This window comes from Bacteroides mediterraneensis (assembly GCF_900128455.1).
In the GTDB taxonomy this organism is placed as follows: Bacteria; Bacteroidota; Bacteroidia; order Bacteroidales; family Bacteroidaceae; genus Phocaeicola; species Phocaeicola mediterraneensis.
Window position 1 is genome coordinate 1,066,636 of record NZ_LT635783.1, and the last position, 24,229, is coordinate 1,090,864.

The 24,229-nt window shown below is 45.8% G+C and carries 23 protein-coding genes; 8 read left to right on the plus strand and 15 right to left on the minus strand.

Annotation, left to right across the window (positions count from 1 at the left end; all coding sequences use genetic code 11):
- Positions 1 to 8: 8 nt before the first annotated feature.
- Positions 9 to 545, plus strand: coding sequence for a GNAT family N-acetyltransferase (locus tag BQ7480_RS04245; protein ID WP_072541851.1), 537 nt, complete (start codon positions 9 to 11; stop codon positions 543 to 545).
- A gap of 69 nt (positions 546 to 614) precedes the next feature.
- On the opposite strand, the gene BQ7480_RS04250 is transcribed toward BQ7480_RS04245, so the two are convergent.
- From BQ7480_RS04250 to BQ7480_RS04265, 4 genes are all read right to left on the minus strand, one after another.
- Positions 615 to 2,000 (minus strand): efflux transporter outer membrane subunit, encoded by a 1,386-nt coding sequence (locus tag BQ7480_RS04250; protein ID WP_072541852.1) that lies wholly within the window; start codon positions 1,998 to 2,000, stop codon positions 615 to 617.
- 17 nt (positions 2,001 to 2,017) lie between these two features.
- Positions 2,018 to 5,122: an efflux RND transporter permease subunit gene (locus BQ7480_RS04255; RefSeq protein ID WP_072541853.1), complete on the minus strand. Its 3,105-nt coding sequence runs from the start codon at positions 5,120 to 5,122 to the stop codon at positions 2,018 to 2,020.
- Between the two features lie 21 nt (positions 5,123 to 5,143).
- On the minus strand, positions 5,144 to 6,340 hold the full coding sequence (locus BQ7480_RS04260; protein ID WP_072541854.1) for an efflux RND transporter periplasmic adaptor subunit: 1,197 nt from the start codon (positions 6,338 to 6,340) through the stop codon (positions 5,144 to 5,146).
- 179 nt (positions 6,341 to 6,519) lie between these two features.
- Positions 6,520 to 6,825, minus strand: coding sequence for a nitrous oxide-stimulated promoter family protein (locus BQ7480_RS04265; protein ID WP_072541855.1), 306 nt, complete (start codon positions 6,823 to 6,825; stop codon positions 6,520 to 6,522).
- An 85-nt stretch (positions 6,826 to 6,910) separates the two neighbouring features.
- Here BQ7480_RS04265 and BQ7480_RS04270 point away from each other — a divergent pair, with 85 nt between their 5' ends.
- Entirely contained in the window at positions 6,911 to 8,296 is a 1,386-nt protein-coding gene (locus BQ7480_RS04270) for a threonine/serine exporter family protein (RefSeq protein ID WP_072541856.1), read from the plus strand.
- A gap of 119 nt (positions 8,297 to 8,415) precedes the next feature.
- Here BQ7480_RS04270 and BQ7480_RS04275 read toward each other — a convergent pair whose 3' ends face one another.
- The 5 genes from BQ7480_RS04275 to BQ7480_RS04295 form a co-directional block, all read right to left on the minus strand.
- On the minus strand, positions 8,416 to 8,691 hold the full coding sequence (locus BQ7480_RS04275; protein WP_022353991.1) for a putative quinol monooxygenase: 276 nt from the start codon (positions 8,689 to 8,691) through the stop codon (positions 8,416 to 8,418).
- 99 nt (positions 8,692 to 8,790) lie between these two features.
- Positions 8,791 to 10,575, minus strand: coding sequence for a 30S ribosomal protein S1 (gene rpsA, locus BQ7480_RS04280; protein ID WP_072541857.1), 1,785 nt, complete (start codon positions 10,573 to 10,575; stop codon positions 8,791 to 8,793).
- Between the two features lie 187 nt (positions 10,576 to 10,762).
- Positions 10,763 to 11,467, minus strand: a complete 705-nt coding sequence (locus tag BQ7480_RS04285) for an SIMPL domain-containing protein (protein ID WP_072541858.1) — start codon at positions 11,465 to 11,467, stop codon at positions 10,763 to 10,765.
- A gap of 169 nt (positions 11,468 to 11,636) precedes the next feature.
- Entirely contained in the window at positions 11,637 to 12,491 is an 855-nt protein-coding gene (locus tag BQ7480_RS04290) for an ATPase (protein ID WP_072541859.1), read from the minus strand.
- 87 nt (positions 12,492 to 12,578) lie between these two features.
- Positions 12,579 to 13,169 carry an FKBP-type peptidyl-prolyl cis-trans isomerase gene (locus tag BQ7480_RS04295; protein WP_072541860.1) on the minus strand — a complete coding sequence of 197 codons (591 nt, stop codon included), beginning with the start codon at positions 13,167 to 13,169 and terminating at the stop codon, positions 12,579 to 12,581.
- 152 nt (positions 13,170 to 13,321) lie between these two features.
- On the opposite strand from BQ7480_RS04295, the gene BQ7480_RS04300 reads away from it, so the two are divergent.
- The 4 genes from BQ7480_RS04300 to BQ7480_RS04315 all read left to right on the plus strand — a co-directional run bounded on the left by BQ7480_RS04300 (position 13,322) and on the right by BQ7480_RS04315 (position 17,221).
- The gene (locus BQ7480_RS04300) at positions 13,322 to 13,558 is read left to right on the plus strand and encodes a putative signal transducing protein (RefSeq protein WP_072541861.1); all 237 of its coding nucleotides are present in this window, start codon (positions 13,322 to 13,324) and stop codon (positions 13,556 to 13,558) included.
- A gap of 21 nt (positions 13,559 to 13,579) precedes the next feature.
- Positions 13,580 to 14,341 (plus strand): SDR family NAD(P)-dependent oxidoreductase, encoded by a 762-nt coding sequence (locus BQ7480_RS04305; RefSeq protein WP_072541862.1) that lies wholly within the window; start codon positions 13,580 to 13,582, stop codon positions 14,339 to 14,341.
- Positions 14,342 to 14,535: 194 nt separating this feature from the next.
- Positions 14,536 to 16,320, plus strand: a complete 1,785-nt coding sequence (locus BQ7480_RS04310) for a fimbrillin family protein (protein ID WP_235816634.1) — start codon at positions 14,536 to 14,538, stop codon at positions 16,318 to 16,320.
- Positions 16,321 to 16,345: 25 nt separating this feature from the next.
- On the plus strand, positions 16,346 to 17,221 hold the full coding sequence (locus BQ7480_RS04315; RefSeq protein ID WP_072541863.1) for a fimbrillin family protein: 876 nt from the start codon (positions 16,346 to 16,348) through the stop codon (positions 17,219 to 17,221).
- A gap of 99 nt (positions 17,222 to 17,320) precedes the next feature.
- On the opposite strand, the gene BQ7480_RS04320 is transcribed toward BQ7480_RS04315, so the two are convergent.
- Together BQ7480_RS04320 and BQ7480_RS04325 are read right to left on the minus strand one after the other, a co-directional pair.
- A complete protein-coding gene (locus BQ7480_RS04320; protein WP_072541864.1) occupies positions 17,321 to 17,938 on the minus strand; it encodes an NADPH-dependent FMN reductase family protein in 618 nt (205 codons plus the stop codon).
- Positions 17,923 to 18,438, minus strand: a complete 516-nt coding sequence (locus tag BQ7480_RS04325) for a flavodoxin family protein (RefSeq protein ID WP_072541865.1) — start codon at positions 18,436 to 18,438, stop codon at positions 17,923 to 17,925. The genes BQ7480_RS04320 and BQ7480_RS04325 overlap by 16 nt, the downstream gene beginning before the upstream one ends.
- Positions 18,439 to 18,571: 133 nt before the next feature.
- On the opposite strand from BQ7480_RS04325, the gene BQ7480_RS04330 reads away from it, so the two are divergent.
- Positions 18,572 to 19,348, plus strand: coding sequence for an SDR family oxidoreductase (locus BQ7480_RS04330; RefSeq protein ID WP_072541866.1), 777 nt, complete (start codon positions 18,572 to 18,574; stop codon positions 19,346 to 19,348).
- On the opposite strand, the gene BQ7480_RS04335 is transcribed toward BQ7480_RS04330, so the two are convergent.
- The gene (locus BQ7480_RS04335) at positions 19,336 to 20,247 is read right to left on the minus strand and encodes a helix-turn-helix domain-containing protein (RefSeq protein WP_072543894.1); all 912 of its coding nucleotides are present in this window, start codon (positions 20,245 to 20,247) and stop codon (positions 19,336 to 19,338) included. The two genes, BQ7480_RS04330 and BQ7480_RS04335, sit on opposite strands and share 13 nt — an antisense overlap.
- 123 nt (positions 20,248 to 20,370) lie before the next feature.
- On the opposite strand from BQ7480_RS04335, the gene BQ7480_RS04340 reads away from it, so the two are divergent.
- The gene (locus BQ7480_RS04340) at positions 20,371 to 21,669 is read left to right on the plus strand and encodes a cytidylate kinase family protein (protein WP_072541867.1); all 1,299 of its coding nucleotides are present in this window, start codon (positions 20,371 to 20,373) and stop codon (positions 21,667 to 21,669) included.
- A gap of 78 nt (positions 21,670 to 21,747) precedes the next feature.
- Here the strand turns inward: BQ7480_RS04340 and BQ7480_RS04345 are convergent, their stop codons facing one another.
- The 3 genes from BQ7480_RS04345 to BQ7480_RS04355 all read right to left on the minus strand — a co-directional run bounded on the left by BQ7480_RS04345 (position 21,748) and on the right by BQ7480_RS04355 (position 24,110).
- Entirely contained in the window at positions 21,748 to 22,881 is a 1,134-nt protein-coding gene (locus tag BQ7480_RS04345) for a hypothetical protein (RefSeq protein WP_083581753.1), read from the minus strand.
- Between the two features lie 196 nt (positions 22,882 to 23,077).
- Complete coding sequence (locus tag BQ7480_RS04350; protein ID WP_083581754.1) at positions 23,078 to 23,494, minus strand: DUF4878 domain-containing protein; 417 nt, start codon at positions 23,492 to 23,494, stop codon at positions 23,078 to 23,080.
- Between the two features lie 31 nt (positions 23,495 to 23,525).
- On the minus strand, positions 23,526 to 24,110 hold the full coding sequence (locus BQ7480_RS04355) for a hypothetical protein (protein ID WP_072541869.1): 585 nt from the start codon (positions 24,108 to 24,110) through the stop codon (positions 23,526 to 23,528).
- Positions 24,111 to 24,229 lie beyond the last annotated feature (119 nt).

The following is a 24,229-nucleotide window of genomic DNA, read 5'->3' on the forward strand; positions in this document are numbered from 1 at the left end:
TTATAGGTATGCTTCAATTTATTCCTCTTCATACGACGGATCAGTCGTATGAGTTTGTAGAGAATCTGTGGCATGAATCTTTCCCTGAATCGGAGCGGAGAGAGGATGAGCCCCAGCGTGACAATGTAGACCGCAACGATGCATTTACTTGTTATCTGATTGCGGAGGATACGCTTCAGATAGGATTTATTACCGTATGGACATTGGAAGGTTTCTCTTATGTGGAACATCTGGCCACTTCGCCATTGGTGCGCAACAAAGGATATGGCCGGAAGATTATGGAAGAACTCCAGAATCAGTTTCCGGGACTCTTGGTTTTAGAGGTAGAGAAGCCGGTGAACGAAATGAGCCGACGGCGTATCGGTTTTTATCAGCGATGCGGGTTCCGGCTGTGTGAAAAAGACTATGTACAGCCTCCTTATAGAAAAGGCGGTGAAAGTCTGCCCATGTTTCTAATGTACGCGGGCACAGATGATATTACAGAGGGTTTTGCATCCATCAGGGATGAGATATATGAGAAAGTATATGGCATAACATCCGTATGAGTAAAGAAAAATGCGGAAGCTGGGGGTGATGATCCAGTTTCCGCATTTTTTATGTGGTATATATGAGGTTTATTCTTTCCAGCCGCCTCCCAAGGCTTTGTAGAGGTTGACCAGCGTAATCTGTTTGTCACGTACGGCGTTGCTCAGGCTGATCTGTGCGTCCAAGTATCCACGTTGAGCATCCAGCAAATCCATGTAGCCGATGACTCCATTGATGTATTGCAGCTGGGCCAGATCCAGTGTGATTTTGGACGACTGTTCCAGGCGCAGACGGGTTTCGTAGATTTCTTTCACCTTGTTATATTCTGCAATGGCATTGTAGGCATCTTTGAAAGCGTTCAATACGGCTTTTTCGTATGCGTATGCAGCCTGTTCGCACGCTGCTCTCTTGGCTTTCAGGATGGCACGGTTCTTGCCCATGGCAAAAAGAGGCTGGAGGATGGTTCCTGCCAACAGGTAGTGAGGCGACTTGAAGATGTGTGAAAGATCTTCATTCTCAGAACCGTGTGTGGCTGTCAAGGTCAGTTTGGGGAACATGTTGGTCAAGGCGATTCCCACTGCGGCATTGGCCGCAATGACGGCCTGTTCAGCTTGGCGTACATCCGGTCGGCGTTCCAGCAAGGAAGAAGGAAGCCCTACGGGAAGTGAAGCGGAATGAACTACATCTTCCGGCAGGGTGGCCCGCTTGATTTCATGAGGATATTCTCCTGCCAGAAACGTAATCTCATTTTGTTTCAACGTGATTTTCCGTTCCAGGTCGGGGACGAGGGTTGCCGTACGGGCCAATTCCACCTGAGCTTGTCGATAAGCTGTTTCGGAAGTCAATCCGCCTTCGTAGCGGATACGTGCCAGATGCAAGCTTTCCCGGCGGGCATCTACGGTCTTTCTCACGATAGAAAGTTCGTTGTCGAGGGCTACCAGTTCAAAATAAGACTGTGCTACCTGTGCTACCAAGCTCATTCGGAGGGCCCGTTGGTTTTCGATAGAACCCATAAATTCGGCCATACTCTTGTCTTTTGCCCAACGCAGGTTACCCCACAGGTCGATTTCCCATGTGATGCCCAGTTTGATATCGTACTGGTTGTCTTTTTTATAGTTGTTTCCCCCATAGTCTTCCCCTTCTTCTTCCGCATAGAGTTTCAGCCCTAACTGTGGGAACAGGTTGGCATAATCAATCCGCTTCATGGCAGCCAGTTCCTTGACTCTGGCAGCCGCAATCAGCATGTCCTTGTTGTAGTCCAGAGTTTTCTGGATAAGTTGTTGGAGGATGGTATCAGTGTACATCTGTTCCCATGGATAGTCACCGATGGAAGTGGAGTCTACACTGGTACTGTCGAGGGTGGACGGCAGCTCCATCTTGGGGCGGGTATATTGTTTCCCGATTTTGCAGCCCCCCATCAGAAGGGCTGCTACGGAAATGAGTAAAAGGCGATATAATTTGTTAGTCGGTTTCATAAGCTACATCTGTAAGTTTACTTTTTCACTTTCATTTTATGAGTGGCTTTGTAAATCATTACAAAGAAGAACGGCACGAGCAAGATACCTACGGTAACTGCCACAATCATTCCAAAGAAGACACCTGTACCGATGGCTTGTCGGCTGGCAGAACCCGGGCCGGTGGCAAGTACCATCGGAAGCATACCGAGGATAAAGGCCAGTGAGGTCATCAGAATCGGACGGAAACGCAGGCTGGCTGCATGGAGGGCCGATTCTACGATGTCGCGTCCCTTGTCCACCTCGTCTTTGGCGAATTCCACAATCAAGATGGCGTTCTTGGCGGCCAGACCAATCAGCATAACCAGACCAATCTGGAAGTAGGTATCGTTTTCGAGTCCGCAGAGGGTAATACCTGCATAGGCTCCCAACACGGCTACCGGAAGTGAAATCAATACGGCAATGGGGACGGTCCAGCTTTCATAAAGGGCAGCCAGGAACAGGAATACGAACAGGAATACCAGTGCCAGTATAAGTCCGGTTTGTCCGCCTGCCTGTTTTTCCTGATAGGAAAGACCACTCCATTCCACTCCTATGTTCTCGGGGAGCTTTTCGCGGGCAATCTGTTCCAACAGTTCCATCACCTGTCCGGAACTGGCTCCGTTGGCGGTAGTACCTCGGATGACGGAAGTGTTGAACATGTTGAAACGTTTGATGCTTCCCGGTCCGGTCGTATAATCCGTGTTACCCAAAGCTGTCAATGGAATCATGTTGCCGTCTGACCCGCGGACGAAGAACAGGCCAATGTTGTCGCGTTCGCGTCGGTAAGGAGCTTCTGCCTGAATGTACACACGGTAGATACGGTTGAACATGTTGAAGTCGTTCACATATACGGAACCGGTGTATGCCTTCATCGTTGAGAATACGTCTGCCATCGGCACTCCGGATAATTTCACTTTATCACGGTCTACATCGAAGTAGAGTTGAGGAATCTCAGCCTGCAGTGAGGAAGAAAGTCCTGCAATTTCCTTTCGTTGGGAAGCGTAATACATCAGGGTATCGGTGGCTCGTACCAGGTCGTCGTAAGTGGCGTCTCCACGGGCTTCCAGCTGCATTTCGAAACCACCGGCCGTACCCAGACCCGGAATGACCGGAGGCGTAGAAAGATAGACTTTGCTTTCCGGATAAGTCTCCAGCTCTTTCTGTATTCTGTCCATTACTTCGTCGATGGTCGTGTTGTCACGTTCTTTCCATTCTTTCAGGATGACGGTCAGCTGGCTTCTGGCCTGGCTGGTTCCTACACGTGGACTACTACCAGTAACGTTCTGTACGTATTCCACCGCCGGATCCTTCATGATGAAGTCTACGGCCCGGTCGGTCACAGTGCGGGTTCTTTCCAAAGTGGCAGTTTCCGGAAGCTCCAGTTCCACGGTGAAATAACCTTGGTCTTCAACCGGAAGGAAGCTGGTAGGTACTAACCGGTGGAACACATAGATGAAAATCAGAACCATTCCGAAGCCGACCATTACACGGCGCGGATTCTTGATGACGCGCTTGATATAAATGATGTATTTGTTGTTTCCGATGGCCAGCCATTGGTTGATGAAGCGGAACACCCTGTTCTTGGGCTTGTTCGGGTCAACCGGGCGCAGAATCAGTGAACACATCACCGGACTCAACGTCAAGGCTACTACCGTAGAAAGAAGCACTGAAACCACAATGGTGACCGTAAACTGGCGGTACAGCTGTCCGGTGATACCGGAAAGGAAACTAACCGGGACGAATACGGCAGCCAGTACCAGTGAGGTGGCGATGATGGCACCCACCAGTCCCTCCATGGCCTTCTTGGTGGCTTCATACGGACTGAGCTTTTCTTCATCCATAATACGCTCCACGTTTTCCACTACCACGATGGCATCGTCCACCACAATACCGATGGCCAGTACCAATCCCAACAAGGTCAGGATGTTGAGCGAGAAACCGAATATCAGCATGAATCCGAAAGTACCAATCAAGGAAATCGGCACGGCTACGACCGGAATCAGTGTGGCACGCCAGTTCTGCAAAGAAAGGAATACCACCACGATTACCAGAAACAACGCCTCAAATAATGTTTTGTACACCTCGTGGATGGATTCTGAGATATAATTGGTCATATCGAACGGGAAGTTGTACTCCATCCCTTCCGGAAAACTCTTGCTGATTTCTTTCATGGCCTCTTTTACATTCTGAGCCACTTCCATGGCATTGGCTCCCGGAAGCATGTAAATGGCCAGAATAGCTGCATTTCCTCCATTGATACCACTTTCCGTACTATAAGAAGAAGCTTCCAAGGATACACGGGCCACGTCGCGCATACGGATGAGTGAACCGTCCGGATTGGCACGCAACACGATTTCTTCGAACTGGGAAGCCGACGACAGACGTCCTTGTGCTGTGATGGGAATGGTAATGTCTACTCCGTCCACAGGCTGCTGTCCGAGTACACCGGCGGCCGATTCACGGTTCTGGTCCTTCAGGGCATTCTGTACGTCCTGCACGGTAAGCCCGAAGTTGGCCAGTTTGGCGGGGTCTACCCAGATTTGCATGGCATAGTAACGGCTACCGATATTGGAGATACGGCCTACTCCCGGGATACGCCGAAGCAAGTCCTGTACGTTCAAGGTGGCGAAGTTACTCAGGTAGATTTCGTCAAACTTCGGGTCGTTTGAAGTCAAGCAGAGGGTCATCAGTTGGCTTGGAGCCTGCTTTTCAACCGAAATACCGTTCTGAATCACTTCTGCCGGCAGTCGGGATTCCGCCAGTTTGATACGGTTCTGGATTTCCACGGCTGCCAGGTCCGGGTCAGCGGAGATGTCGAAAGTAACCGTGGCAGAAAAACCTCCGGAATTGGAACTGCTGGATTCCATGTAAAGCATGCCCGGTGTTCCGTTGAGTTCCTGTTCGATAGGGGTGGCTACTGCCTGCGATACGGTCACGGCACTGGCTCCCGGGTAGGAAGCGCTGATTTTGACTACGGGGGGAGTAATCTGCGGGTACTGGTCGATAGGCAGCATCATCAGACCGATGATACCTACGATTACAATCAATATGGAGATGACGGCCGAGAATACGGGCCTGTCAATGAAAAAGCTGACTTTCATGCGTAATTTCGTTTAGGTGGATTATTCTTCCTCTTTTTTCGCTTCGTTTTTAAGTTGGGCGGGGTCTTGTACACGGACTTTCATTCCCGGAGCCAGTTTGTGGAAACCTTCGTACACAATCATTTCTCCGGCAGACAATCCACGTTCCACTACCACATCGTTTCCGAATTCAGGGCCCAGCTCGATGAAACGTCTTTCCACAGTTGAGTCTTTTCTCATGACGAAAATATGCGCTCCTCCCTTTTCGATAATCAGGGCTTTTTGGGGGACGACCGTGGCATTTTCACGTACGTCGAGCAACACTTTCACTTTTGTGAACTGTCCCGGCAGCAATACATGGTCCGGGTTGGCCAGTTCAGCACGTACGGAGAAAGTTCCTGTTTTCGGGTTTACCTGAGGAGCGGCAAAGTCTACCAGACCTTTGTGCTCATAGACGCTGTTGTCCGGTAAGGTGATGGTGACGGTAGGCTGCCAGGAACGGGTAGAATCTTTCTGTCCGAAAGTCACGTTTCTTTCCTTGCTTTTCAGGTAATCAAGTGCGGTCATGCTGAAGTCTACAAGGATGGTATCACTCTTTACGATGGTAGCCAACAGGGATTTTCCACTGCTGCCGACCAAGGTTCCCAAATCGACGTGACGTTCACTGATTTCCCCTGAAATCGGGGAACGTACCACCGTGTAGCCCAGTTCCTGTTCGGCCTGTTCCAAGTCGGCTTTACTCATTCCCACACTGGCAACGGCTGTCTCATACGCTGCTACTGCATTGTCCAAGTCCAGCTGGCTGGCTGCGTTCTGTTCGTAAAGCGGGCGAATACGTTCCAAATCACGCTTGGCTTTCTGGGCCTGTGCTTCATCTTTCTTTAATTGCGCACGCACTTTGTCGGCTTTGGCACGATATTGGTCTTGGTTGATGACGAATAATACTTGGTTTCGCTTGACTGAGGTACCCTCTTCAAACAGCATCTGTTCCAGAAATCCTTCTACGCGGGCACGCACTTCTACAAACTGCTGTGCACGGACCCGTCCCACATATTCACCGAATATTTGCACATTTTGCCGGCTGGCGGGCATGACGGAGACAACTGGAATTTCAGCTACGGGTTTCTTTTCTCGGGTAAAAATAAAATAGAGGGATAAAATGACTGCGATGCCAATAACCATGTAAATCATTTCCTTTCTTTTTACCTTTAATTCTTTCCTAGTCAAAAAGCGTTTCATAAGTTCAATTTTTTTATAGTTTTAGATGCCATTATCTCTAAAATGGCCAACAAGATTCGTGCCAAAGATACAAAAATGTTTTATATGCTGAAAATCAGATGACTTCCTTCCTGGTCCGATAAGGAAGTATTGGGGAATTTTACGGATTATTGTGGAAAAAATCCACACTTTATGTGTGGTCATCGTTCTCTCCACAGATGTTTGAGGGTCCAGATAGGGTAATGCCACAGCATGCGTGGGCCTGCATATCGCATGACTTCTTTTATTCTCTGTTTCATTTCCGGACGGTAGCAGTGAACCGGACATTGACGGCAGGTTTTTTTCTGTTCCCCGAAAGGGCAATGTGCCAGCCGTTGATGTGCGTAGTCCAACAGTTCTTTGCAGTTCTTGCAAAGCGTGGAGTTCCCTTCTTTGTGCCGGCAGTAAAACCGGATCATTTGTTCTACGGTCTGTTTCTCTTCTTCTCTACGTGAAAGTTTATTCATATAATATATGTAACTTCGGTTTACAAAGGTACGAATAGAATTGATATTTTTCGTAACTTTGCGCCCGAAATAATCTGTAAATAAAATGATATTAGAGGAACATTTAGAGACGACTGTAAAGGCTCACGATCAGTTGCTGCATCGTAGAGTGGATTTATTGTTGCGTACGGGGAAATTATTGGTAGAGAGTCTGGCCGATACGAACCGTATTGTAAGAAACATGAAACGTACGGCTGCTTACCTTGGCATCCCTGAAGAGAAGCTCCATATCAATGTCAGTTTTACGATGCTGATGGTGAATGTGAGTGACGGCGATTATTCTTTCACTAAGTTTCAGCGAATCGAGGGTCACGGTGTGAACATGACGGCTATTTCGGAGGTGAGCAAGCTTTCATGGCGTGCCATTGAGCAGGATTACACTTTGGACCAGTATGAAGAAGAACTGGAGAACATCCGTAAGAAGAAACGCAATTACACTCCCTGGCAGGTGGCTGTAGGGGCTGGATTTGCGTGTGGCGGATTCTGTATTCAGTTCGGTTGCGACTGGATGGCGTTCTTGTATGCTTCCATCGCGGCTATATTGGGTATGCGCCTTCGTCAGATTTGCAATGAATCGGGTTTGAACCACTATATGGGTATTGCCATTTCTGCATTTGTGGCTACTATCATTGCCTGGGCTTCCACTTTGTTGCCGGCTGAATGGACGTCTACTCCCTGGCATCCGTTGCTGGCTTGTGCTCTGTTTATCGTGCCGGGTGTTCCTTTGATTAATTTTGTGGACGATATGCTCGACAATTACATTCAGGTAGGTATTGTGCGGGCGGTGAACACCCTTTTGATGGTAGCAGCCATGGCGTTCGGTATCGCGTTTGCAGTGAAGCTCTGCCACATCGATAATTTCTTCCCTACCATCAGTATGGTTCCTCATCATAAATATTGGGAATATGCTATTGCAGCGGCTATTTCAGCCATGGGCTTCTCGATGATATTTAACATCCAGCGTCGCCTGTTGTGGGTGGTAGCCATTGGAGGTATCATTGCGGTTTGTACCCGAAATTTCGTGAATCTGGGACCGAGTACCAATAATATCGGTTTGGACATGGGACTCGTTATCGGTTCCTTCTCCGGTTCCGTACTTGTCAGTCTGATTGCCATCAAGGCTGTACATTGGTTTCATGTGCCGAATCACGTGCTGACCATCCCGTCGGTTATTCCGATGATTCCGGGGGTACTGATGTATCGTATGCTATTTGGACTGATTAATATGAATGTACAATCCATCGACCAGGTCACTCCGTTGATGAAGGCCATTGAGAGTGGGGTAAACTCCGGACTGGTCATTATGTGCATTGCCTTGGGAGTTGCCATTCCTAACATTTTTGGCCGTCGTTTTATTGCGGCATCCAAGAACAAGCGTCTGGCTGCGATATTGAAAGAACGTCGCGCACGCGGTAAGTTTGTGGAGTGGTAATCTGAAAAGTTCGTTCATCTTATTCTATAAAAAGCCGGAAGGCTTCATACAAAAAAATCCCACCTGATTCTTTTCGAATGAGGTGGGTTTTTTTTGTATGAAGTTCTGTAGAACAGTGCTTAGAATTCAAACTTTTCCAGTTTCATGGCAGCTAGTCCTTGGATTTTAGGAACCAGAGTGGTGAAGTGAGCGCTCTGTTCGTGGGCAGTCAGTGAGGCTGCATCCTTCCATGTCTCGCAAATCATCAGGACATCCTTGCGGGTGCTGCTCTGAAACAAATCGTATGCTACACAGCCGTTGTCTTTCAGGGATGCGGCTACCAGTTCTTTTGCTGCAGTGACTACTTGGTCGTAGTTCTTTTCTTCTGCTTGGATAAATACGTTTAGTCTGATCATTGTTTCTTGTTTTTAAGTTTAAAAATTACGGTGTAAAGATACCATAAAAAAAGGGATTACACATACGTGCAATCCCTTTTTGATATTTATTCAGAAAGATTATTTCTTACCTTCCAGCTGTTCCTTCAATGCAGCCAGTGCATCGATGTCACCCAAAGTGGTAGAAGCAGCCTGGTTCTGAATCATCGGAGTTTCTTCTTTCTTAGAAGACTTCTTGGAAGCTTTCTTTTCTGCCTTTTCTTCTGCCTTTGCAGCATCTTCGAAGATACGGCTGTGAGAAACGATGATACGTTTTGCATCTTTGTTGAATTCGATTACCTTGAACGGCAGTTTTTCATCCAGCTGAGCCTGAGAACCGTCTTCTTTTACCAGGTGTTTCGGAGTAGCGAAACCTTCTACACCGTAAGGCAATGCAACGACAGCACCCTTATCCAGCATTTCGATGATAGTACCTTCGTGGATAGAACCTACAGTGAATACTGTTTCGAATACATCCCAAGGATTGTCTTCCAGCTGCTTGTGACCCAAGCTCAGACGACGGTTTTCCTTGTCGATTTCCAGTACTACTACGTCGATGTCTGCACCGATCTGAGTGAATTCAGAAGGATGTTTGATTTTCTTTGTCCAAGACAGGTCAGAGATGTGGATCAATCCGTCTACACCTTCTTCGATTTCTACGAATACACCGAAGTTAGTGAAGTTGCGAACCTTAGCCACGTGCTTAGAACCTACAGGATATTTTTCTTCGATAGTTTCCCATGGATCCGGTTTCAGCTGTTTGATACCCAAAGACATCTTGCGTTCTTCGCGGTCCAGAGTCAGGATGACAGCTTCTACTTCGTCGCCCACTTTCATGAAGTCCTGAGCAGAACGCAGGTGCTGTGACCAAGACATTTCTGATACGTGAATCAAACCTTCAACGCCCGGAGCGATTTCGATGAATGCACCGTAGTCAGCCATAACGACTACTTTACCTTTCACGTGGTCGCCTACCTTCAAGTTAGGATCCAGTGCATCCCATGGGTGCGGAGTCAACTGCTTCAAACCAAGAGCGATACGTTTCTTTTCGTCGTCGAAGTCCAAGATAACTACGTTCAGTTTCTGATCCAGCTGAACCACTTCGCGAGGATCGCTTACACGGCCCCAAGACAAGTCGGTGATGTGAATCAAACCGTCTACGCCGCCCAAGTCGATGAATACACCGTAAGATGTGATATTCTTGACAGTACCTTCCAGTACCTGACCTTTTTCCAGTTTGCTGATGATTTCTTTCTTCTGCTGTTCCAGTTCAGCCTCAATAAGAGCCTTGTGAGAAACAACCACATTCTTGAATTCCTGGTTGATTTTAACCACCTTGAATTCCATAGTCTTGCCTACGAATACATCGTAGTCACGGATAGGTTTCACATCAATCTGAGAACCCGGCAAGAATGCTTCAATGCCGAATACGTCTACAATCATACCACCCTTCGTGCGGCACTTGATGTAACCCTTGATAATTTCTTCGTTTTCAAGCGCAGCGTTTACGCGGTCCCAAGAACGAGTAGCGCGAGCTTTCTTGTGAGACAAGATCAACTGACCTTTTTTGTCTTCCTGGTTTTCGATGTACACTTCTACAGTGTCACCTACTTTCAAATCCGGATTGTAACGGAATTCGCTCAACGGAATGATACCGTCTGATTTGTAACCGATGTTTACAACCACTTCGCGTTTGTTCATTGCGATGACAGTACCGTCTACAACCTCACGGTCGTTTACTTTGTTCAGGGTGCTGTCGTAAGCTTTTTCAAGTTCTTCCTTGCTTACGTTGGTTGTTGCATCACCGTTTTCATACGCATCCCAGTTGAAATCTTCAATAGGAGCAATGTTCTTTAAGTTTTCCATTAAATAAAAAAATTGTTTTTAAATAACTAATTGTGTTAGACTTTATATTGTTTATATAAATCGGCTGCAAAGGTATAATAAAATACTGAATATTAAAATACTTCGTTCTTTTTTTTCGGGAGAAAGGAAAACAGAAAATCCGGAGAACGGCTCTGTGGTGGTTTCGTTCTCCGGATTTTGGATTTTTTTAGTTTTCAAGAGAGTAGTCGATGGTCGTGACTACACGTATTTTCTTGATGTACGGTGTATTAGGGTCGCGGTCGGTGATGCTGAACTGTCCTTGGTTGGCCTGCCGGATTTTTCCAAGACTGCTGCCGGAGTCTTTGGCAAATTTTTCAGCAGCCTCACGGGCGTTTTTGGTAGCTTCTTCAATCATCTGCGGCTTTACTTTGTTCAGGTCGGTGTATTCATACTGCACCCTGTACTGGTATTCGCCGGAAGTGATGGCGATACCCCGTTTCAGCAATTCTCCTTGTTCGCTGATGAGTCCACGGATGAGGTCGACCTTGTCGGAAGTGACTGTGATGACGGTTGTCACGTTGTAGCGGTTGGCCGGGTTCTGGTTGTTGCCGTAGCGTTCGGCAGCCAGGTCGATGATTTCGGGAGCATTCACGCTGATTTCCTGCTCTGTCAGTCCTTTCTCTTTCAGAAAGCTGATAATGGTCTGGTTGGAACGCTTGATGTCGTCGTATAGCTGTCCCAGATTATTTCCGAGGCTTTTGTAAACCAGCGGCCAGGTGACTTTATTGGCCGGAACTTCGATTTCCGCCAGCCCTTTTACGGTGACGCAACGGTCTTTTTCTGCAAATTTGTTGAATCCCTTTTCAATGAAGACTCCTAGCAGCAAGAGTCCGACAGCCAGGATGAGGGCCTCGATTCTGAAATTTTTCATGATGATTTGATTATAGTTAGATGTTAGGAATAATAACGCAAGGTATTGAAAATTATTGAATTTCCCAAGGGTTTTAAAACGTCTTTACGTTTGTTTGAAAACGCACTTGCGTTTTACTTCAAACGCAAGGACGTTTTGATCAAAACGCAAGTGCGTTTAAGGGAAAACGTCAAAGCGTTTTTTCAGGCAGGTGAAAATGCCTCAGTTCCAGTATGGGAGACTGTATGAAAACGCCCGTGTGGAGGTGGAGCTGCTGTGCGGCTTCTTCTATTTCCTGACGGAAAAACCAGGCTATGGAGCCGGTGAAGGCTACAGGAATTTCATGGCATCCGGGATACGTGAGTACATTCCGTTGCAGGAAGTCGGTGAAACAGGTTGTCAGAAAATGATGTACTTCCGGTTGTGTTTTGTGCTTATATATATAAGGTGTAAGACTTGCCAGGAAACGATTGGCCAAGGGTTGTCTGTAGACCCTTTCCAGGATGTCCGGCAGGGTCAGCTGGTATTCTTTCAGCAGCCCCTTCAGCAGTCCGCCTGGAAGCTGCTGTTTGATACAGTCGCCCAGAAAGCGTTTGCCCAGATAGGCTCCACTTCCTTCATCTCCCAGAATGTATCCCAACGGAGGGGTGTTTTGTGTGATTTTCTCTCCGTCGTACAGGCAGGAGTTGGCTCCCGTGCCCAGAATACAGGCTATTCCCGCCCGATGCTGGCATAAAGCACGTGCGGCTCCCAGCAGGTCACTGTGTACTTCCACCGCAGCATGCGGAAACAGCCGGGTGAAAAGGGAGGTCAGCTTTTCTATTTTGTCGGGGGTGCAGCCGGCGCCATAGAAGAATACGGCTTGTATGTCGGAAGAAGGGCAGGGAAGTTGGGGGAATAGTCCGTTGCGGAGTATCTCATTTATTTTGTTCGCATCTTGATGAAAGGGGTTGATGCCTTCTGTCTGGACAATCTGGCTATGGTGAAGGGTGGTACCGAAACACCAGTCGGTTTTGGTGGCTCCACTGTCGGCAATAAGAATCATAGGGAAATAAGATTAAAACGGGTGGAAAATAAAAAGAAGACGGTGTGTCCCGTCTTCTTCGTATGGTAATTATGGATTTTCTCAGGATTAGTGGCAATGTCCGCAACCTCCGCCGCAGCATCCGTCGTCTTCATGCTCGTGGTCGCCGCATCCGCCTCCGCAACCTTCGCATCCGCCTCCACAGCCTTCACCGCTCATCAGTTTGATGATGCTTTCCATTTCTTTATTGGTGGCATCGCGCATTTCCATAACGGTTCCTTCAAAATAAAGGTCTTTTCCAGCGTGAGGATGATTCAGGTCGAGCACCACTTTGTCGTCTGTAATTTCACCCACGTTGGCATAGAACTGGTGTCCTTCGGAGTCGTTCAGCATGATGATGTTTCCTTCGAAAATATTGTCACTGTCGAATTTTCCGTCCGGTCCGCAGAACATTGATTTAGGTACCTGACGTACGTTGTCTTCGTCTCTCTCTCCGTATGCTTCTGCACAAGGAATGGTGAAACTGAAGTTATCTCCTTTTTGAAGGGCCAGAATTTCTTTTTCAAAGCGGTCCAGTGTATATCCTATTCCGGAAATGAACTGAAACGGGTGGGCAGCCGGAGCTTCTTCACGCAATTCTTTTTTTCCGTCTTCCACTGCATACAGTTTATATGCTACCGTAATGTATTTATTTTCCATGTTTAAAAATTAAATATGCATTAATAATCGGTGGCAAAGATAGGAAATATCGCGAGAATAAGCGAATAAAAAAGAAAGAATGAAACGGAAGACCGTTTTTTGTCGGAAGGCTTTCCTATCTTTGCAGGGAGTTAGGACCTGAAAATTGTGTGATGAAACAAGATAAAATCATAGAATTGTATCGTGGAGAGCTGTGGGAATGTCAGCTGCTGGAAACGGTATTGAAAGATGAAGGCATCGACTGTTTTCTGACCAATAGTGTCCGTAGTGGTTATGGCCCCATCATTGCATTTGCCCAGCAAATACAGGTGATGATAAAGGAAAGTGATGCGGAAAAGGGACTGGCAGTGCTCGATGCATTTAAGAAAGGGAAAGCAGTAATTTCATGATAAAAAATAGATGAGGAGTATATGAAAGGAAAATTAGTCTTTATTACAGGTGCCACAAGTGGCATTGGTGAAGGTTGCGCACGGAAATTTGCAGCCATGGGAAGCAACCTGATATTGAACGGAAGAAATGTGGAAAAACTGGAAAGTCTGAAAAAAGAACTTACGGCACAGGGCGTGGAAGTGCTGACGCTGCCGTTTGATGTGCGCGACCGGCAGGCCATGCGTCAGGCGGTAGATTCCTTGCAAGATAAATGGCGGCACATTGATGTGCTGATTAACAATGCCGGACTGGTGATTGGAATGGATAAAGAATATGAAGGTTCGTTGGAGGAATGGGACGTGGTGATTGATACCAATGTCAAGGCACTGCTGGCCATGACGCGGATGATTGTACCGGGGATGGTGGAACGTGGATGCGGGCATGTCATCAATATCGGTTCTGTGGCCGGAGATGCGGCTTATGCGGGCGGCAGTGTGTATTGTGCGACGAAGGCAGCCGTGAAAGCGCTGTCAGACGGGTTGCGTATCGACCTGGTGGATACTCCGCTGCGGGTGACGAACATCAAGCCGGGGCTGGTGGAGACAAACTTCTCAGTCGTCCGTTTCCGGGGCGACAAGGGAAAAGCCGATGCCGTGTACGAAGGAATTCGTCCGCTGACGGGAGATGACATTGCCGAGGTGGTGTATTATGCTGCTTCCGCCCCTGCACACATTCAGATAGCAGAGGTATTGGTAATGCCGACTTTTCAGGCAACGGGGACGGTTTGTTATCGGAAAAAATAGTGCTTTCAGTTTAAGGTGCCATGGTCTGGAACTTCTGATAGGAGAAGAAACAGGCCGGGCACCGGTAGCATGGTGAAAAGATTCTTTTTGTGTTTTGTGAAAAAAATAGAAAAAAGCCGCGTTTCAATGTGAGGTTCTGAACAATCTTCTTGTTTGATTGTAAATATTCATAACACAGAAACGAACCTGGATTGATGATGCAGATGAACCGATTGTTTATTGCTCTTTTGGGCAGCATGTTATTCTTGATGTCGTGCGACCGCACGGAGGATATTTCTTTATCGAACAATGAAGACTTTACATTGGAGTGTGCCAAATCTGCCTGGTCGCAGGACAGCCGTGCGGTAGTGGATGACGACGGTATCGGTCATTTTGAGGAAGGCGATCGTATTGATGTGTGGACGAAAGTAGGAGAAGAAACTTCCAGTGTCTGGTTGCAGTATGAAGGTGGAAGATGGACTCCTTCCTTGAAACGGGTAAATAACGGACAAGGAACGTGGGCTTTGTCGGCCTTGTTTCCGGTATTGTCACAGCCTGTAGGGGATGCGACACGTCGGATTCTTAATTTGCCGCTGAACCAGAGCATTGTAGAAAACAAGCAGGAAGCGGATATCCTTTTTGCCCAAACCACTGTAGGGGCGGAAGAGACTTCTGCCAAGTTATTGTTCAAACATGCCTTGCATCAGATTACGATTCATCTGAAAGGAACTGTTCCGGAGGATGTGAAAGTTCAGATTCGAAGCTGTACGAACGGTGAGATTTCCGTGGTGGATGGGAGTGTGTATTTGCCAAAGAAAAATTATTATTGGATTACGCCTCTGCAAACAGCGGACCATACGTACTCAGCTATTATTCTTCCGCAAGATGCTTCTGATTATCAGAGGGGAGCCGGGTTGCTTCGTTTGACGTATGGCGAGAAGGAAATTTCTTATTCGCTTGATGCAGAAGTGCAGTCGTTCAAACCGGGAATGCAGACAACGTTGAATTTGACCCTGAAGTCGGCGGAGACTGGTGATGAGGTGGTAGATACGGAATTTGCCAATCAGACCCACTGGGTATACGGTATTACTTCGCCGGTTTGTCCAACCCTGGATGAGATTCAAACTTATCATGTTTGGGAATCAAATATTCCAGATGGAGTATGGTTCCGATATTTATATAATGGCTTGCTGGATAATGTAAACTATCTTACCTGGAAGGAAGGATGCGGCTGGTATGATTGCAATAAGACTTTTGAGTATAAAGGAGGAGATGGCAACATGTGTTGGGCTGCCACGGCTTCCAATTTGCTGCATTGGTGGCTGAACCATAATAGTAAGTATGTGCAGGCATACGAAGCCAGGTATCCGGGGAATCCCTGCCCCAAGGTATATCATCAGATGACAGAAAGCAAGCAGGACCACAGTGAGATCTTTAATTTCTTCAAGAACTCTTTTCCCAATTTAGGGAGTTGGGAAACTGGAGGGGTCAATTGGTTCATTAACGGTGACGGCAGGAATCTGAATGCGAATTATAATAAGGATTTCAAGGGTTTCTTTTGTGAGGTGTTTGCAAAAGATAATGCCGTGGCTACGGAAACCCATAACATGTCGAAGGAAAACTTTAACCGTTGGATAAAAGAAGCTTTCCGCACGCATAAGGCGATAGGTTTTTCTGTATTCGGTTTTGCCAATGCGGGTAGTGGTATGCATGCCATGACAATCTGGGGAGCCGAATTCGATGCGGATGGTAATGTGGCATATTTGTATTTCTGTGATAATAACCAGTCAGAACAGGATCCTAACTATGGGGCTGTCAAACGTTTTAAGGTGACATATAAACTTGGAGAAACAGCGATAGATAAGACCAGGGAAACTTTCCTTTCTCCATTAGATAAGCTGGATGGAACCCCATCGAAAGCTGTATCAACAATATGTAGTCTGACGTTGGTCGACTTGCGTCAGGATATCTGGCAGAAAGCTTTTCCTAATATAAAATGATAAATAATTGAAATAGAAAGATAAAATGAAAAAAAACTGTTTTTATGTGTTTGTAGCTGCCGCATGGATGGCAGCATCTTGTACCACCAATGAGTTTCCCACTCAGTCATCTTCCAATCAGGCCATTACGATTGTAGCCAATGTTTCTTCCCAGTCAAGAGCTCCTCAATTGAAAGAGGATGGTAGTGGCAGTTTTAGCAAAGGGGATGTAATGACATTATGTGTGACAAAAGCAGATGCCAATAAAACTTCTCTGGATTACGCATATCAGAAGGATGAAATAACATGGGGCGGATTGAATTTACCGGAAAGTACCAGTCAGGTGCAGATGGCGGCTTGTTATCCGAAGCAGACCGTTACAGAGGGTGGTACTTTTGAATTTGATGTGCTGAAGGCTACTGACAAAGACTTGCTTCTGGCTCCTGTCGAAACGGTGAATGTGGGTACTTCGGAGGCAGTAAACTTGAATTTTGTGCATGCGTTGCATCGCTTGGATGTGACCTTTACTCCGGGAGATGGTTATTCGGCAGATGCTTTGAAGAATTTATCGCTTTTGGTGAAAGCTCATACGCAGTGTACAGTAGATGCTTTTCAAGGAAAAATAAAAGAAGTGAAGTCTGATAAAGGTCAGTACACTTCTACCGGTGCATCTGCTTCATTTTATGTGATTCCTCAAGCTACTACAGAAATTACTTTGGATGTAACGGTGGGTGGACAGCATAAGTCTTTTACACTGAGTGAATTGTTTACCCAGTTGAGTAAGCCCCAAACGGACTTGAAAGGTGGTGCCAAATGTACCATTACCTTGAAAGTGGGCCGTGAAGGCATCGTGGTAGAAAGCGGCTCCATCGGTGCGTGGGAAAATCAGGTGACTGTAGACGGTGAACTGACGATAGGTTAAACTGAATCTATTTATCTTATAGAAAACTCCCCTTATTCAGCTTGTGATTGCAAAGGCTGAATAAGGGGAGTTTTTCTTGGGGTGGTTCCATCTCCTATTTTAGGAGGAAGCATTTCTTTCTATTTCCATGGTTTGCATCTGCTGTTTGGAGGTGCCGAACCGTTTCCCGTAGCGAGTCCAGTAAATCTCGGCTGCCATGCGGAACAGAGTCTTGGACAAAGGCATTGTGCCGCTCAGGGTGCGGTAGCGACCTGAAGCGATGGACTGGGCCAGTTGGCGGATTTTGCGGGTGGCAATGTACTTGAAAGGTGTGTCCAGAATGGCTTCTCCACTTCCCAGCATGAGAATAGACCCCATGGAGTATCCGTTTCGTCGGCAGAACAGCTGTATCATGCGGATGGCCACTTCGTTCTGTTCATGTTCCAGAAAGCCACAGTTTATCAGGATAGAGATAAGGGGTTTACGGGCTGGCGGATAAGCTTCCAAGGTCTTGAGAAATTGAAGAAAACCGCTTGGAAGGGCATCTGCATACAGCGGGAAGACGAACAAGACCCGTGTATAGTCATCTATCTCCTTACAAAGGCTGAGGTGATTTCTGGGAGTAACAGAGCGGTAAACCGCTTCGTGCGGATAATGCTTCATAAAAATCTCCGCATAACGCTTTGAATTTGATTTAGGAGCTCGTGGGCTGCCGTTCAGTATCAGTATTTTTTCCATTTTTCCAGTGTCTTTTTTACCGTGTCGTTTACCATGGCTTCGGTGGTGAATATAATCTCGTGCTGGGCAAAACTCATGTTGCAGGCATTGCGGGCCACTAATTGCCGGAAAATGTCACGTTCTTCTTCGTCCGTATCGCCGTAGGCAATAATGATGGCCCGTTTGAGTTTCACGTCGCGTTGCACATGGTGTGTTTCGCCTTGATGGATGCGTATGAAGGCCTGTTGCACAGGGATGGCTCGTTCGAGCATGGTTTTCATGGGAGTGTCGTAGCCTCCATAGGCTAGACGGCTCACATACAGTACGGCATCACTTTGGGCAATGCAGGGATAAATTTGAGTGGCTTCGTCGCGGATGACACATCGTCCCGGAGTTTTCGTCCAACATCCGAAACATCCCATGCAATTCGCAATTTTCAAGGAAGATACATCGAAATAGCGGATGTCTTCCTTGGGCTGGAGAATAATGTCCAGTGGTCTGTCGCTCATTATCAGTTTCATGTAATCATTTCATTTTTAGGAACAGAACATTTTCTGGATAGGAAATGTTTGATGAAATTTCTTACTTTTGTAGTGTATAAGAAAAATTGGGAATTATACAGAAAAATGTAAAGACTAAAAGAATGTACGTTTTATGAATCGGGTGATAGTCGTGACAGGCGGTGCCGGGGGCATCGGCCGTTGTATTGTGGAATATTTTGCTTCTCAAGACGATAAAGTGTATTTTGTGGATTGTGACCGGGAAGCGATGTTGGCTGAAGTGGAAAAAATGCGTAGGCTAGGAAAAAATGTGGCGGGTTTTGCCGGTGATATCGCTGAGAAGGAAGTGTTGGAAGAATTTGCGAGTTGGGTACTTCGGGAACAGCCGGAAGGTATCCATTGCTTGATTAACAATGCGTGTCTGATGCATGGAGGAATTCTGGAAGGATGCGATTATGAGGATTTTCTATATGTGCAGCGTGTGGGGGTAGCTGCTCCTTACATGCTGTCCAAATTGTTTAAGGAGCATTTCCGGGGACTGGGTTCCATCGTGAACCTTTCCTCTACCCGTGCTTTCCAGTCGCAGCCGAATACCGAGAGCTATACGGCGGCCAAAGGAGGCATTACGGCGTTGACACATGCCTTGGCTGTAAGTCTGTCGGGCGTGGCACGTGTCAATTCGATTGCTCCCGGATGGATTGACACGGGGGCTTACCATAAAGAGGAGGCGTATCAACCGGTGTATAGTCAAGGTGACTTGAAACAGCATCCTTCGGGTAGAGTGGGAGAGCCTATGGACATTGTGCGGGTGGTGGCTTTCCTTTGTGATGAACGTAACTCTTTCATCAACGGAGAGAATATCACGGTGGATGGAGGGATGAGTCGGCTGATGATATACCACAATGATTGTGGCTGGAGTTACAATCCTTGAGATGTTTGAATTCCGCTTTTGTCTTCTTTGCCTTTTCTTTCTTTCCGCATCCGGAACTTCAGCGGGGAGAGTCCGGTTCTCCGGATGAAGAATTTGCCGAATACCGACTGGTCGGAGAATCCCAGGTAATCGGCAATTTCCTTGATATCCATGTCGGTACATTCCAGCAGTTTCCGGGCGTCTGCACACAGGAGTTCCGACACATGGAAGCAGACGGTATGCCCTGTCAGCTCTTTGACGATACGGGAAAGATAGGTGGTTGAGATATGGAGCTGGTCGGCATAGAACTGGATGGTGTGCTCTTCCCGGTAATGGTGTACCAGCAGTTTCTTGAAATTGCGGAAAATCTCGTTGGAACGTTTTACACAGACCGGAGTATTCCGGTTTTCCTGGCAGAGGGCATCCGTGATTTGCAGGAGGAGGAAGCTGCACAGATGGCGGATGATTCCGTCCTGATACAGCTGCATGGTTTTCAGGTGCTCGGAAAAGAGTGACATCGTTTTTTGCATGTATTCAGCGGGTGCATCTTGAAGGCGGAAAATGGGCAGCTGGTAGTTGCCTAGGTAGCGGGCCACTTGATTGTACACGGGTTGTCCGTCGGGCAGGCTGTCAAAATAATCGGGATTGATGTACAGAGCCGACATGGAGAAATCGGGGCTGGCATCGGACAGCACACTCTCGGTACTGGGGGTAAGTACCAGCAGCTGGTTGGCGGAAAGCGTATAGCGATGGAAGGCATCGGTGATGGCCGTTGTTCCGTTTGTGACGAGCAGGAAGAAGAATCCTTGTTTTATGACGATGGAGTTTGTCCGAAAAGGAGGATACTTTATTTGGGCAAACAAGGTGTTTCCAGCCTTTTGGCCCGATTCTTTCATAATATCTGTCAGCAACCTGTTCATCTTACGTATTTTTTCTACAAAAGTAAGTTTTGTTTCGTTTTCGACCAAAATTGGTTGCTCTTTTATGATTGAGAAGCGGAAAAATAGACAGAAATTTGCGGCGTTTATAAAAGCAGATGATATATGAATGTATTTCTTTTTAGACGCTACCTGTTGTTTTGCGTTTCTTTGTTTGTGAACGCGCTTGGAATCGCCTTCATTACCAAGGCTTTGCTGGGTACGTCTCCGATTACGAGTGTGACGTACGTATTGAGTATGTTTACTCCTTTGACCATCGGACAGTGGACTATCTTGTTGAACCTTCTGTTTGTGGTGCTGGAGCCGTTTCTGATGTCACGCCAGGAATTGAAAGCTGATTTGCGGATGTACCTTCTGCAGATTCCCATTTCTTTCTGTTTCGGTACGTTTATTGATATTTGTATGCACTATGTGTTGTTCTGGCTTCACCCGGAAACCTATGTATATATGATTATTGCCCTGCTGATAGGTTGTGTGATTCTGGCCGTAGGTATCGCACTCGAGGTAAAGGCAAATGCAGCCATGATGGCCGGGGAATATTTTGTGAACGTCATCACAAAAAGGTTCCGTGGAGAGTTTGGCTATGTGAAGCTGGGATTTGATGTGACGCTGGTTGTCCTTGCCTGCTTGTTGTCCTTGATATTCATGTCGGGAATCTATGGGGTACGTGAAGGAACCGTGATTTCGGCGTTGGTGGTAGGTCCGATTGTACATTTTGTGAGCCCGTACTATCAGTTTTTGGATAAATGGATTACAGATCCTTCTGTGCGGGAAAAAGCCGCTATGGCCCAAGGACAGCATATTGTAATTACCATTGCGCGTGAGTATGGAAGTGGGGGGCATCTGCTGGGTGAGATGCTCTCTAAGGAACTCGGTCTTAAGCTGTATGACAAGGAGTTTATCCAGCTGGCTGCCCAGCGTAGCGGAATGGATGAGCAGTACATTGTGAAGAATGAGCAGTCTATCCCTTCTTTCTGGTTGAAATGCATTCTTTCGAAGAACAGTGAACGGCCGCTGGAGTCCAGCCTTTCATCGGATGATGTGTTGTTCGTGTCCGAGAGTAAGATTATTCAGGAATTGGCCGCCAAAGAATCCTGTATCATCGTGGGGCGTTGTGCGGATTTCGTATTGAAGGATTATCCGAAAGTGTTGAAAGTGTTCTGTTATTCCGATGTGGAAAGCGCGGTGAACCGTTGTGTGGAAGAATATGGCATTGCCCGGGAAAATGCGGAAGCTGAAATCAGGCGGGTAAACCGTAACCGGGTTCATCACTATGAGTATTATACGGGTATGAAATGGGGTGAACCGCATCATTACAATCTGATGCTGAATACCGGAACGATTGATTTGAGAACGGCCTGTCAGCTCGTGAAAGGTGTTTATCAGGGTTTGGAGAAGGCCTGATAAACCATTTAAAAGGACTGACTTGCTTTTGGCAAATCAATCCCTTATTTTTTTCTGCTTTATGAGGTACTCTCATATTTAGAAGTAGAACACGTAATTTCTTAGGTAGTTGATAATAGCCCATAATGCCATAAAAAAGGCTATGATAACCAGTAAGCAGAGACCCAATATCCATGCTATCCAGTGTTGGGAATGGTCATCACTATACTCTTTATGACCATCTGAATATGTAGTGATGGTACGTATGGTTTGTGCTCCAGCTATCATGCCAAAGATACCAGCAATCATGCCATTGTGTATGTTGCCTCCTCCTCGTTTGCTCCGTTTGTCTATAAGAAATGCAGGTGTACGGCTTGCTAATATATAGCATCCTGTAGAAATAAGTGTAAGTGCGGCTATTCCTGGTCCCATGATGAACCCGAATAAGACACCTACAATGACTCCAAGCCAAACCAATGCTTTTGAACCATCAAAATATCGTTTTTCGTTTGAATTGATTACTTCTGTCAATTCATTTATTCTGTCAATGATGTCTTGTTCTGTGGGTTGCAAGGCTATAGCTTGGTCTATTAGGGCAGCGGATGATTTTATTTGTTTCATTTTTTTCGGTTTCCTGATTTCATCTCCATCTTCTGTTTGTCCGTCTAAACTCCAGGTATTAAAGGCTGATTCTAGAAAATTGACACATTGGTTGTATTCATCTTCAGACATTGAAGAGGGTTTTCCTTGTTCCGTTCTGAGCGATGTCATTTCTGCAATTGTAAATTGTTTTTTGTATCTGTCTCCTTTGAAAAAGATATATACCATGTGAGCTATGATTCCCAGATATACCAATATGAGCAAAATGGATTGAATGTAAGTTGATATGTCGGTTGTTTTTTCTACTTTGGCCGTTTGGGAGGAAAATGTGACTGTATCAAAAAGAATTTCATCCCCATTATTTTGTATGACCTTAAATTGTAGTTTTCCATTGTTAATAGTGGCTTCACATGTTCCATCGGCAGCATCAACTCCTTCTCTTCCCCCATTATATCTGAATGTCAGTATATTATTACGATTGTTTTCCAAATGAAGTTCATAGGTTGATAGAACAGATTGGCTTTTGTTGGGTTCAGTGATATAGATAGTTACAAATCCATTGCATAACGAATTGGTGTTATATGGATTGAGATTCTTTTGCTCGTCTATATTTAAAACCAGATTAATATTCATATCACCTTCCGGATTGCTTCCATTTCATTCGCCGTTCCATGGAATATTTGATTTTTCTCCGTATATATTGCCTATGCATGTGATTAAGAATAATGCTATAATAGTAAATTTGTTTATGGTAGTATTCATAATTTGTAGATTTAATGATAACTATAATTAAGTTTGATATGTTACTTGTGAAACATGAATTCTATACTTATTCATCCATCAATCTGTCTGTTCCGAACATTTGAATTTTCCACTCTCCTGTATCATCTTTTGTCAGATAGAAATCAGAAATGTTCTCTGTACCATCAGCGCTGGTGAGCTTGTAGGTGATGCGAACCCATTTTCCTGTCTTACTCTGTTCTTCATTTAGGATTTCGTAGCTTTTTACTTTTTCATCTTCGTCCTCCGAGTTACGTTGTACTATTTCGATTAAATCCTGAATATCTTTTTCAACCTTTTCAGGATTTGATTGGTCTTCCACATAGAGGCTTCTTACATACGTTTCATAATCACCGTCAATGAGTGCATCGAAGGCCTTTTCTACCGTTTTTGTGGGTGTGTTCGATGAACAAGCACCGAGCAGCATGCAGCATGCTGCCATTAGCACTACAGTTAGTTTTTTCATACTGAATAGATATTATATTAAACAATAAAGATTATTCTGATAAGATTTGTTTCAGTTTTTTGTGTCTGATTTCAAGGTATGAGCGTTCGGCTTTTATTTTGTGAAGTCCTCCCCATTTTCCAGTGATGGCATACTGTGTAACTAATTCTGTTGGAAGAACCCCTGATAGAGTTCTTCGTACTACGGAACAAATCTCGTAAATTCGGTTGTTACCAGGTGAAACGAGGTTTTCTAAACTTCTTTTTATTTTTCTGGCTTCGATATTCTTTTCTTCAGAAACAATTTGGTAAATCTGATACAATTCTTTTAAGTAGTGGTCTAGGTTTTTGAATTCAACACCTGTATGGTGGAGCAAGAAGAAAATATAGACCGTTTTAGGTAGGTATGACATTTTCACTTCTTTGTCGCTGTACATGGGAAAGAATAAACGGCATTGTGTATCTATAATGATAGGAGTGTTTATGGATAAACATCTGTCTTCTTTTTTATTGTTCTGTAACGCCATATCTTTCAGCATCACTTTTATTTCTTCATCTTCCAGCAATTTGCTATTCGTAAGTAATTCTATCAACATCTCTTTTGCTGTGTAATATGAAATAGTCAATTTCCGGTCCATGGCTTTAATATTTAATATTGCAAATTAAATTAAAAAAAATCTCCACTTTAACTCAAAACAAGATTCTTGCTGCATGATGAAAACCTTGTTTATAGAAAAAGATATTTTGAGTAGGGATA

Bases quoted from the DNA above. Each gene is read 5' to 3' on its own strand.
- BQ7480_RS04345 (WP_083581753.1), bottom strand. From the start codon at position 22,881: ATGAATATTAATCTGGTTTTAAATATAGACGAGCAAAAGAATCTCAAT.
- BQ7480_RS04265 (WP_072541855.1), bottom strand. From the start codon at position 6,825: ATGAATAAACTTTCACGTAGAGAAGAAGAGAAACAGACCGTAGAACAA.
- BQ7480_RS04255 (WP_072541853.1), bottom strand. From the start codon at position 5,122: ATGAAAGTCAGCTTTTTCATTGACAGGCCCGTATTCTCGGCCGTCATC.
- BQ7480_RS04260 (WP_072541854.1), bottom strand. From the start codon at position 6,340: ATGAAACGCTTTTTGACTAGGAAAGAATTAAAGGTAAAAAGAAAGGAA.
- BQ7480_RS04310 (WP_235816634.1), top strand. From the start codon at position 14,536: ATGATGCAGATGAACCGATTGTTTATTGCTCTTTTGGGCAGCATGTTA.
- BQ7480_RS04250 (WP_072541852.1), bottom strand. From the start codon at position 2,000: ATGAAACCGACTAACAAATTATATCGCCTTTTACTCATTTCCGTAGCA.
- BQ7480_RS04330 (WP_072541866.1), top strand. From the start codon at position 18,572: ATGAATCGGGTGATAGTCGTGACAGGCGGTGCCGGGGGCATCGGCCGT.
- BQ7480_RS04325 (WP_072541865.1), bottom strand. From the start codon at position 18,438: ATGAAACTGATAATGAGCGACAGACCACTGGACATTATTCTCCAGCCC.
- BQ7480_RS04290 (WP_072541859.1), bottom strand. From the start codon at position 12,491: ATGATTCTTATTGCCGACAGTGGAGCCACCAAAACCGACTGGTGTTTC.
- BQ7480_RS04320 (WP_072541864.1), bottom strand. From the start codon at position 17,938: ATGGAAAAAATACTGATACTGAACGGCAGCCCACGAGCTCCTAAATCA.
- BQ7480_RS04300 (WP_072541861.1), top strand. From the start codon at position 13,322: ATGAAACAAGATAAAATCATAGAATTGTATCGTGGAGAGCTGTGGGAA.
- rpsA (WP_072541857.1), bottom strand. From the start codon at position 10,575: ATGGAAAACTTAAAGAACATTGCTCCTATTGAAGATTTCAACTGGGAT.
- BQ7480_RS04335 (WP_072543894.1), bottom strand. From the start codon at position 20,247: ATGAACAGGTTGCTGACAGATATTATGAAAGAATCGGGCCAAAAGGCT.
- BQ7480_RS04340 (WP_072541867.1), top strand. From the start codon at position 20,371: ATGAATGTATTTCTTTTTAGACGCTACCTGTTGTTTTGCGTTTCTTTG.
- BQ7480_RS04295 (WP_072541860.1), bottom strand. From the start codon at position 13,169: ATGGAAAATAAATACATTACGGTAGCATATAAACTGTATGCAGTGGAA.
- BQ7480_RS04350 (WP_083581754.1), bottom strand. From the start codon at position 23,494: ATGAAAAAACTAACTGTAGTGCTAATGGCAGCATGCTGCATGCTGCTC.
- BQ7480_RS04355 (WP_072541869.1), bottom strand. From the start codon at position 24,110: ATGGACCGGAAATTGACTATTTCATATTACACAGCAAAAGAGATGTTG.
- BQ7480_RS04285 (WP_072541858.1), bottom strand. From the start codon at position 11,467: ATGAAAAATTTCAGAATCGAGGCCCTCATCCTGGCTGTCGGACTCTTG.
- BQ7480_RS04275 (WP_022353991.1), bottom strand. From the start codon at position 8,691: ATGATCAGACTAAACGTATTTATCCAAGCAGAAGAAAAGAACTACGAC.
- BQ7480_RS04245 (WP_072541851.1), top strand. From the start codon at position 9: ATGCTTCAATTTATTCCTCTTCATACGACGGATCAGTCGTATGAGTTT.
- BQ7480_RS04305 (WP_072541862.1), top strand. From the start codon at position 13,580: ATGAAAGGAAAATTAGTCTTTATTACAGGTGCCACAAGTGGCATTGGT.
- BQ7480_RS04270 (WP_072541856.1), top strand. From the start codon at position 6,911: ATGATATTAGAGGAACATTTAGAGACGACTGTAAAGGCTCACGATCAG.
- BQ7480_RS04315 (WP_072541863.1), top strand. From the start codon at position 16,346: ATGAAAAAAAACTGTTTTTATGTGTTTGTAGCTGCCGCATGGATGGCA.